Source organism: Streptomyces sp. NPDC051987 (genome assembly GCF_040680735.1).
Lineage (GTDB): Bacteria > Actinomycetota > Actinomycetes > Streptomycetales > Streptomycetaceae > Streptomyces.
In genome coordinates this window covers 1-8,543 of record NZ_JBFAXI010000167.1, presented here as the reverse complement: position 1 = coordinate 8,543, position 8,543 = coordinate 1, and the positions used below count along the sequence as shown (strand labels likewise).

Annotated in this window: 11 protein-coding genes; 7 read left to right on the top strand and 4 right to left on the bottom strand. The window is 74.7% G+C overall.

The window, feature by feature from the left end; translation table 11 throughout:
• Positions 1–87: 87 nt before the first annotated feature.
• Positions 88–252 carry a peptidoglycan-binding domain-containing protein gene (locus tag AB0M11_RS40545; protein WP_365713858.1) on the bottom strand — a complete coding sequence of 55 codons (165 nt, stop codon included), beginning with the start codon at positions 250–252 and terminating at the stop codon, positions 88–90.
• A gap of 27 nt (positions 253–279) precedes the next feature.
• On the opposite strand from AB0M11_RS40545, the gene AB0M11_RS40540 reads away from it, so the two are divergent.
• Positions 280–753 carry a MarR family winged helix-turn-helix transcriptional regulator gene (locus AB0M11_RS40540; RefSeq protein WP_365713856.1) on the top strand — a complete coding sequence of 158 codons (474 nt, stop codon included), beginning with the start codon at positions 280–282 and terminating at the stop codon, positions 751–753.
• On the opposite strand, the gene AB0M11_RS40535 is transcribed toward AB0M11_RS40540, so the two are convergent.
• The gene (locus tag AB0M11_RS40535) at positions 714–1,463 is read right to left on the bottom strand and encodes a GNAT family N-acetyltransferase (RefSeq protein ID WP_365713854.1); all 750 of its coding nucleotides are present in this window, start codon (positions 1,461–1,463) and stop codon (positions 714–716) included. The two genes, AB0M11_RS40540 and AB0M11_RS40535, sit on opposite strands and share 40 nt — an antisense overlap.
• Positions 1,460–2,383, bottom strand: a complete 924-nt coding sequence (locus tag AB0M11_RS40530) for an NADP-dependent oxidoreductase (protein ID WP_365713852.1) — start codon at positions 2,381–2,383, stop codon at positions 1,460–1,462. Before AB0M11_RS40530 ends, AB0M11_RS40535 begins: the two co-directional genes overlap by 4 nt.
• Positions 2,384–2,596: 213 nt before the next feature.
• On the opposite strand from AB0M11_RS40530, the gene AB0M11_RS40525 reads away from it, so the two are divergent.
• From AB0M11_RS40525 to AB0M11_RS40500, 6 genes are all read left to right on the top strand, one after another.
• Positions 2,597–3,139 (top strand): YcxB family protein, encoded by a 543-nt coding sequence (locus tag AB0M11_RS40525; protein WP_365713850.1) that lies wholly within the window; start codon positions 2,597–2,599, stop codon positions 3,137–3,139.
• 206 nt (positions 3,140–3,345) lie between these two features.
• Positions 3,346–3,933 carry a DUF3592 domain-containing protein gene (locus AB0M11_RS40520; RefSeq protein WP_365713848.1) on the top strand — a complete coding sequence of 196 codons (588 nt, stop codon included), beginning with the start codon at positions 3,346–3,348 and terminating at the stop codon, positions 3,931–3,933.
• A 251-nt stretch (positions 3,934–4,184) separates the two neighbouring features.
• Entirely contained in the window at positions 4,185–5,153 is a 969-nt protein-coding gene (locus tag AB0M11_RS40515; RefSeq protein ID WP_365713846.1) for an acetylxylan esterase, read from the top strand.
• A 13-nt stretch (positions 5,154–5,166) separates the two neighbouring features.
• A complete protein-coding gene (locus tag AB0M11_RS40510; RefSeq protein WP_365713844.1) occupies positions 5,167–5,571 on the top strand; it encodes a nuclear transport factor 2 family protein in 405 nt (134 codons plus the stop codon).
• Positions 5,572–5,675: 104 nt separating this feature from the next.
• Positions 5,676–6,854, top strand: coding sequence for a serine hydrolase domain-containing protein (locus tag AB0M11_RS40505; protein WP_365713841.1), 1,179 nt, complete (start codon positions 5,676–5,678; stop codon positions 6,852–6,854).
• A gap of 120 nt (positions 6,855–6,974) precedes the next feature.
• A complete protein-coding gene (locus AB0M11_RS40500; RefSeq protein WP_365713839.1) occupies positions 6,975–7,718 on the top strand; it encodes a GntR family transcriptional regulator in 744 nt (247 codons plus the stop codon).
• On the opposite strand, the gene AB0M11_RS40495 is transcribed toward AB0M11_RS40500, so the two are convergent.
• Positions 7,688–8,437, bottom strand: coding sequence for a class I SAM-dependent methyltransferase (locus tag AB0M11_RS40495; RefSeq protein ID WP_365713837.1), 750 nt, complete (start codon positions 8,435–8,437; stop codon positions 7,688–7,690). The two genes, AB0M11_RS40500 and AB0M11_RS40495, sit on opposite strands and share 31 nt — an antisense overlap.
• Between the last annotated feature and the right edge of the window lie 106 nt (positions 8,438–8,543).

Here is an 8,543-nt window from a genome sequence, read left to right as displayed (position 1 = left end):
ACCGCGCCCGCCTCATGTCGAGCCGCGGCAGATGGCCCTCCGCGGCCCTGCCCGCTCGACCGGCCCGGACCGGCATGCGGGGGCTTCTCAGCAGCCCGTAGCGTTGTGGTTCCAGGACGCGGCCCTGGTCTGCGGTCCGGCGATCCCGTCGACGGTACCGGCGTTGTAGCCCCAGGCGTTGAGCATCCGCCGTGCCGCCATCCAGCTGTCGGTGCCCAGCCGGCCGTCCTCGGTACCGGTTTGAGGCCCCAAGCGTCCGCGACGCCTTCAAGTTGTACTATGCAACTGGATTGTCGAGGAGGTGCGTCCGTGACAGCGGCAAAGACGGCGGTCGAGACCATCCAGCGCGAGATGACGATCTTCGCGCGCCGGGCCCGCGCGTCGGCCGGGCGCATGCATCCCGAGCTGTCCCTGGTCTCGTACACGCTGCTCGGGCATCTGGAGGAGAGCGGCGGCTGCCGGGCCACCGATCTGGCCGCGCACTACGCCCTGGACAAGTCCACGGTCAGCCGGCAGGTGGCGGCGCTGGAGCGGGTGGGACTGATCGAGCGCCGCCTGGACCCGGCGGACCACCGGGTCCAGGTGCTGCATCTGACGGACGCCGGGCAGGAGATCCTGGCCCAGGTCACGCGGAGCCGCCGGGCCGCCTTCCGGGAGCGGCTGGCGGACTGGCCGGAGGCGGACCTGGTCAGGTTCGCCGGATATCTGGCCCGTTACAACGCCGGGACCCCGGCGGGCTCCGCGGACGGCTGACCGAGCGAGGCCGGCACCCTGGCCGCGATGAACGCCGTACGGCGGCGCAGGCGGAAGCCGAGCGACTCGTACAGGCGGATCGCGGTGGTGTTCTCTGCGCCGGTGTGCAGGAAGGGGGTCTCGCCGCGTTCCCGGATGCCGTGCGCGACCGCACGGACGAGCCGGGTCGCGAGGCCCTCGCCGCGGTGGGCCGGATCGGTGCAGACCGCGCTGATCTCGGTCCAGCCCGGCGGGTGCAGCCGCTCCCCCGCCAGCGCGATCAGTTTCCCGTCGCGGCGGATGCCCAGGTAGGTACCGAGTTCGACGGTGCGGGGCAGGAAGGGGCCGGGTCGGGTGCGCTCGATCAGGTCCAGTATCTCCGGCACGTCGGCCGGGCCGAGCCGGACCGCGGCCGGTTCCGGTGCGGTTTCCATGCCGTCGTCCACCAGCTGCACGCCCGCGATGTTCATCGTGAGCTCCCAGCCCTCCGGGAGGTCGCCCCGGTACCCGGGCAGCGGGACCTCCGCGCCGGGGCCCGCCAGGGCGGCGAGATCGGCCCAGTCGCCGGCACCGGGGTCGTCGGGCAGCGCCAGCCACGGGGAGACGTCGACGGGGTAGCGCAGGATCCGGCCGCGCCGTTCGGCGAAGCGGGCGTGCGGGCCGGTGAGCGAGGCGCGGGCAGGGTTGTCCAGGACGTGCGGGGCACCCTCACGGGAGTTCGGGACGCTCACGGGGCCACCTCGATCACGATCTTGCCGAGGGCGTGCCCTTCCTCGACGGCGCGCAGCGCCTCGTCGGCCCGGTCCAGCGGGAAGGTCCGCGAGACGTGCGGGTCGAGTTCTCCGGCCACGACGAGCTCGGCCACCGCGTCCAGCACCGCCGCGGTCCGGGCGCGTGCCACCCGCGCCCCGCCCAGGGCCGCGACGGTCTGAGGCAGTGCGCCCGCGGTGATCAGCCTGGTCCGGTCGGCGAGCAGACCGGCCGCCTCGGCCAGCACCTCGCCGCCGACCAGGTCGTAGACGCCGTCCACGCCGTCGGGAGCGACGGACCGCACCCGGTCGGCCAGGCCGGGCCCGGAGGGCACGTGCACGGCGCCCAGCGACTCGACGAGGTCCTTCTTGGCCTCGCTCGCCACTGCGATCACCCGCAGCCCCCAGGCGTGGGCGATCTGCAGGGCCGCCACGCCGACTCCGCCGCCCGCGCCCGTGACCAGCAGGGTCGCGCCCTCGGGCAGGTCGAGCTGGCGTACGCCGTCGTAGGCGGTGGCCGCGGCGACCGGCAGGGTGGCGGCGTCGGTGAAGGACAGTGCCGCGGGCTTGTGCGCCGTCACGGACGCCGTCAGCAGGGCGTACTCGGCGAACGCGCCGTGGGGAGCGTTGCCGAAGACCTCGTCGCCGACCGAGAACCCGGTCACGCCCGCGCCGATCCCCTCGACCACACCGGCGGCCTCGCTGCCGAGGACGACCGGGAAGCGCGCCTCCCCCTCGCCGGGGCGGCGGAAACCGCCGCGCAGCTTCCAGTCGACGGGGTTGACCCCCGCCGCGCGGACCGCGACCAGCAGTTCACCGGGGCCGGGTACGGGCCGGTCGACGTCGGCGAAGGCCTCGGTCTCGGGCCCGCCGTGACTGGTGTAGACGTACGCCTGGGGCATCGTGTTTCCTCGCTCTCTGGTGCTGTCGCCGGTGTCCGGGCAGCGGCACTCTGCGCCAAGGACGAGCGCGGGGCCCCTATTCCCGCGCGCGCGGATCGTTCATACGGCCGCAATGATCGGCCCGAGCCGGTCCCTTCGCCGCCCGCACGGCACTCCCCTTCTGCGGCGCCCGCCCTTACGATGCGCGGGTTTCGCCCGTCGAGGGCAGGGGGGATGATGCAGCCGACGCTGACGCTGAGGTACGTCCCGGAGGCCGACGACCTCCTGGAGCTGCTGGCCCGCGCTCCCGTGCGGCGGCGCGCGCGCAGGCGGGCGCTGGGCCAGGCGGTCGCCGTCCTCGTGATCCTGTGGGGCCTGCTGGTGTGGCTGGCCGCCACCGGGCGGCCCTGGCAGTGGTGGGTCCCCGCCCTCCTGCTGCTCGCGGTGGTCCTCGTCCACTTCGTCCTCAGGGCGCTCGCCGTCACCACCCGGCGGAGTCTTCGCCGCAGGGCCCTCGCCGCCCGGCGGCGCTCACCCGTCCTGCGGCTGCCGCACGAGGCGGAGATCGCACCGGAGGCGCTGACCATCCGCAGGGAGGGGCTGACCACCGCCTACGCCTGGTCGCAGTTCGGTGCGTTCACGGAGTACGACCGGCAGTTCGTCCTGCTGGACCGTGCGGGCAGGCCCTCCGCCGTCCTGCCCAAGCGCGGCCTGTCCGGTGCGGACCTCGTCCCGGTCTGCCGCGACCTGCTCACCGCGTACATCGCGGCCCCCTGAGCGGCACCCGGGGCCTGACCGGCGCCCGGCCGGGGCGCGCGGCACCGCCCGTGCTCCGGCCGCGGCCGCAGCCGGTGACTCCACCGGGAGCGGGTACTCCGTTCGGGGTAGCCGGTCCCGTGTGGACGCTCGCGTGCGAACGGGGGCACGCTGGGAGCTGCGGACCGGCTGTCCGGCCCTCCGGCTCCGGCGGCGAGGAGGTCGACATGCGTACCCGGGTGCGTGGCTGGCGCTGGCGGCAGAACCCGCTGCGGCGCACGTCCGACGTGGTGGAGGCGTGGATCGCGCTGACCGTCGCGGTCCTGCTCTGCGTGGGCGCGCCGCTGGTGGGGGCGGTGGCGGGGCTGTGGGCCCATGATCATGCGCGGTCGGTCGCGGCGGCTGAGCGGTCCGAGCGGCACATGGTACGGGCCGTGGTGGTCGGCGGCGCCCCGGAGCAGCTGCCCTCCGTGCAGGGCGGCGACCGGGCGCACGCGTACCGGACGAGTGTCCGCTGGACCGTGCCCGGCGCGGGGACGAAGACGGCCGTGGCCCGGGTGCCGGCGGGGACCAGGACCGGTGACACGGTGGACGTGTGGTTCGACCGGCAGGGGCACGGGGTCGCCCCGCCGCCCGACGAGGTCGCCGTCTGGCAGCACACCGTCACCGTGGGCCTGTGCGCGGCGAGCTGCGCGGCGGCCGTGGTGCTGCTCGGCCATGGCGTCGTGCGCCGGGTGGCGCTGCGCCACCGGCTCGCCGAGTGGGAGCAGGAGTGGGCGCGCACCGGCCCGGACTGGACCCGCGGGCGCGCCTGACAGGGGGCGGGAGCCGGCCCGGCCCAGGGCGGCCACGCGGGGTGACCCGACCACCCGCCGGGACCACCGTGCCGGCCGGATCCTCCCGCGCGCCGTCGTCGACGCCCTGTCCGGCCGTCCTGAGCAGCGGGTCGACAGCCGGCGGCACGGGCTCGCCGGAGGGCTCCGGCGCCGCCGGGGCCTGGCGATTCGTCGGACCACGCACGTACGGTGTGATCATCCGCACCTTCCCTTCGCCAAGGCGGTTGTAGATGGCCCTGTTCGACCTTCCCCTCGACGAACTGCGCGAGCACCGCAGTGCGTCGGTGGCGCCCGACGATTTCGACGCCTTCTGGTCCAAGACCCTGCAGGAGGCCCGTGCGCACGATCTCGACGCCCGCTTCGAGCCGGTCGACACCGGCCTGTCCACCGTCGACGTCTACGACGTGACGTTCGCCGGGTTCGGCGGCCACCCGGTCAAGGGCTGGCTGCGACTGCCGGCCGGCGCCACCGAACCCCTGCCGCTGGTCGTGGAGTTCGTCGGGTACGGCGGCGGCCGCGGGCTCGCGCACGAGAACCTGCTCTGGGCGTCGACGGGACGGGCGCACTTCACGATGGACACCCGGGGCCAGGGCAGTGCCTGGGGCGGCGGGGGCGGCACCCCCGACCCGGTGGGCGGCGCGCCGGCGTACCCCGGGTTCATGACACGGGGCATCGACGCGCCGGAGAACTACTACTACCGGCGGGTGTTCACGGACGCGGTGCGGGCCGTGGAGGCGGCCCGTTCGCACCCGCTGACCGACGCGGCGCGGACCGTGGCGCTCGGCTCCAGCCAGGGCGGCGGGATCAGCATCGCCGTCGGCGGTCTGGTACCGGACCTGGTCGCCGTCGCCCCGGACGTGCCGTTCCTGTGCGACTTCCCGCGCGCCACCACGCTGACGGACCGTCACCCGTACCGGGAGATCGGCCTGTTCCTGAAGACCCACCGGGGCAGGTCCGCGGAGGTGCAGCGCACCCTGTCCTACTTCGACGGGGTGCACTTCGCGGCGCGCGGCCGGGCCCCGGCGCTGTTCTCGGCGGCCCTGGAGGACCAGACCTGCCCGCCGTCCACGGTCTTCGCGGCGTACAACTCCTGGGCGCACGAGGACAAGACGATCGAGGTGTACGAGTTCAACGACCACGAGGGCGGCGGCCCGTACCACGAGGCGGCGAAGATGCGCTGGCTCCGGTCGTACGTCTGAGGAGGCGGCCGGGATGGACACGCGCGAGGCTGCCGAGCGGTTCGTCCGGGTCTGGCAGCGGGGGTGGGCGGCGCACGACGTGACCGCGCTGCTGGCCCTGTACGCCGAGGACTGCGTGCACCGCTCGATGCCGTTCCGCACCCCGCACCGGGGCCGGGACGAACTCGCCGCCTACCTGCGCCGGTCGTTCGAGGCCGAGCGGGTGGCGGACGTCCGGTTCTCGGCGCCGCTGGTGGGTCCGGACGGGGTCGCGGCGGCGGAGTTCCGGGTGCTGTCGGAGGAGGGGGGCACGGCGGCCACGCTGGCCGGGTGCGTGTTCCTGCGCTTCGACGCGCAGGGCCTCGCGGTGGAGACCCGCGACTACTGGCACACCGCCGAGGGCCACCAGGAGCCGGCCGGGCCGCTCTTCCTCCTCTGACCTTCGCCGCTCCGCCCTTCCCTCCAGTCCGACCAGTCGGTATGTTCAGGAGTGTCCGGCCGCAGCGTCGCGGTCCGGGTATTCCGGCGTACCACGGAGGGCGCATGTCCGAGCACGAGCCCCAGCCACAGCCCCAGGTCCATGGCCACTGCGACCCGCGGTTCACGGCGGTGCGGGAGGCGTTCGAGGAGAACTTCCGGGACCGGGAGGAACTGGGCGCCGCCGTCGCGGTGACGGTCGGCGGCGAGACCGTGGTGGATCTGTGGGGCGGCTGGGCGGATCCGGCACGCAGCCGGCCGTGGGAGCGCGACACTGTGGTCAACGTCTGGTCCACGACCAAGGGACCGGTGGCCCTGTGCGCCCACATCCTGGCCGACCGGGGACTGCTCGACCTCGACGCGCCGGTGGCGGACCACTGGCCCGAGTTCGCGGCGGCGGGCAAGGAGCGCGTCCTGGTCCGTCATCTGCTCTCGCACCGGGCCGGACTGTCCGGGCTCCGCGAGCCGCACTCGCTCCGGGACCTGTACGACTGGGAGCTGACGACCGCGCGGCTGGCGGCGACCGAACCCTGGTGGGAGCCGGGGACCAGGTCCGGGTACCACGCGCTGACCTACGGCTTCCTGGTCGGCGAGGTGGTGCGGCGGGTGTCGGGGCTGCTGCCGGGGGCGTTCCTGGAGCGGGAGGTCACCGGCCCGCTGGACATCGACTTCACGATCGGGCTGCCGGAGAAGGAAGCGGGCCGGGCGGCCGAACTGGTGCACCCCCGGGTCGTGTCGGAGAGCGAACAGGCCGCGATCTTCAGCCAGTTGGCGCCCGCCGCGGTCGCCGCCCTGGCCAACCCGGGCGTGGGCGCGGGCGCGGCGAACACCCCCGAGTGGCGGGCGGCCGAGATCCCGGCGGCCAACGGGCACGGCACGGCCCGCGCGGTCGCCGCGCTGTACGGGGTGTTCGCCGGCCGGGGCGAGCACGGCGGCCTGCGGGTGCTGTCGCCCGAGGCGGCGGAGCGGGTGCGGGAGGGGCAGGGCAGCTGCCGTGACCTGGTGCTCGGGGCGGGTTTCGAGCACGAGACCGAGATCGGACTGGGACTCTGGCTGAGCGGCCCGAACGGCTCGTACGGACCGAACCCGCGCGCCGTCGGGCACGACGGGTTCGGCGGCTCCTGCGGGTTGGCCGACCCGGAAGCGGGGGTCTCCCTCGGCTATGTCATGAACCGCATGGGGCCGCGGATCGCCGACGATCCACGCAAGACGGCCCTGGTCAAGGCGGTGTACGAGAGCCTGTGAGGCCCGCACGGTTTCGGCCGAACCCGTCGGCCGCTCTTCCCTGATGGTTTAGACCAATGCTAGATGTGGTCGCGGAACGAACCCGCACGGCTACTTCTTGTCACCCACAGGAGGAGCGGCATGGCCCGCACCACCCCCCACGATCACTCCGAGAGCGAAGGGCAGCCCCTGTACTGGCGGATCGCGACACAACTCCTCGGCGAACTGCGCGACGGCACGATACCGCCGGGTGAACGGCTGCCCGGCGAACGCCACTTGGCCCAGCACTTCCAGGTCAGCCGGGAGACCGTCCGGCAGGCACTGGACGTGCTGCGGCACAGCGGCCTGGTGGCCACCGACCGGCGGGGCAGCCACGCGACCCTGCGCGGCCGTCCGGTGCAGCGCCCGGTCTCCCTGGCCTTCCCGGTGGGCGCCGGGGCCACGGAACCGGGGGCGGTCGACCGGGCCACGGTCACCTGGGAGGAGCCGCCGCCCGAGCACGCGACGGCGCTGGGGCTGGCCCCGCACCGGCCGACCCTGGTGCACCGCTACGAGTCCGCCTCCCCCGACGGACACGCCCTGCGCACCGCCGTGACCTCCTTCTCCACGGTGGCCCTGACCGAGGTGGAGGAGCTGGGCCGCTACCGGGACCGGGCCGACGGCTGCGCCGGCGCACAGCTGCGCCGGGCCTACGACTGGATGCGCAAGGCGGGGCTCACCCTGCATCACCGGGACTCCATCACCAAGGCCGCGGACGGGTCCACGGTCCGGGTGACCCGCCGGGTGCACGACCAGTTCGCGCGCCCGCTGGAGATCACCGACCTGGTGGTGGACGCCCGCCAGGACGCGCTCGTCTACGAGTTCACGGTCCCCGCCGTGGGCTGACCCCGGCGGGCCACGACCAGCCGGGCACGCGGGCCGCCGTCGTCGCGCGTGCCGAACCCGGGCAACGGGTACAGGTCCGTGCCGAACCCCGCCCGGGTCAGCTCCGCCAGCACGGTGCCGAGCCGGAAGGCCCGGTAGTACATGACGAACGGGGGCCGCCACAGGGCGTTGCGCACCCGCATCACGGCGTCGAAGCCCAGCAGCGTCCAGAACGCGGGGCTGGTGGGCCGCGGCGGCGCGAGCACCGGGAAGGCGAAGGCGCCGCCCGGCCGCAGCACCGCGTGCACCTGCCCGAAGAGGCCGGGCAGCTCCCGGGGCAGGAAGTGCCCGAACGCCCCGAAGCTGACGACCAGGTCGAAGGCGGGGCCGAACGGCAGGGCCCGGGCGTCGCCGCGCACGTACGCGACGTCCGGGCCCTCGGGCGGGGGCTGCCGGCGGGCGACCGCCAGCATGCCGGCGCTGAAGTCCACCCCGGTGACGGTGCGCCGGCACAGCCGGCCCAGCACCCCGGTGCCGGCTCCGGTCCCGCAGCACAGGTCGAGGCCGTCCTCGAAGGGGCCGAGCGGGGTGAGCGCCTTCGCGACCGCCTCCAGGACCGGGTCGGGGGTCCGGAAGGGGGTGTGGTCGAACTTCGGGGCCAGCAGGTCGTAGCCGCGCTCGACCGAGGAGAGGGCCTGGACGGTGAGTTCACGCAGGCTCGGGCCTTCGGGGCTGAACATCCGGCAAGCCTACGCGAGCGGACGGGGGGGGGGCGGGGGCGGGGGGTACGCCGAGGCCGGTGGAGTCGACGACGGGGGTCAGCGGTTCGGCGTCCGGGAGCTGGCT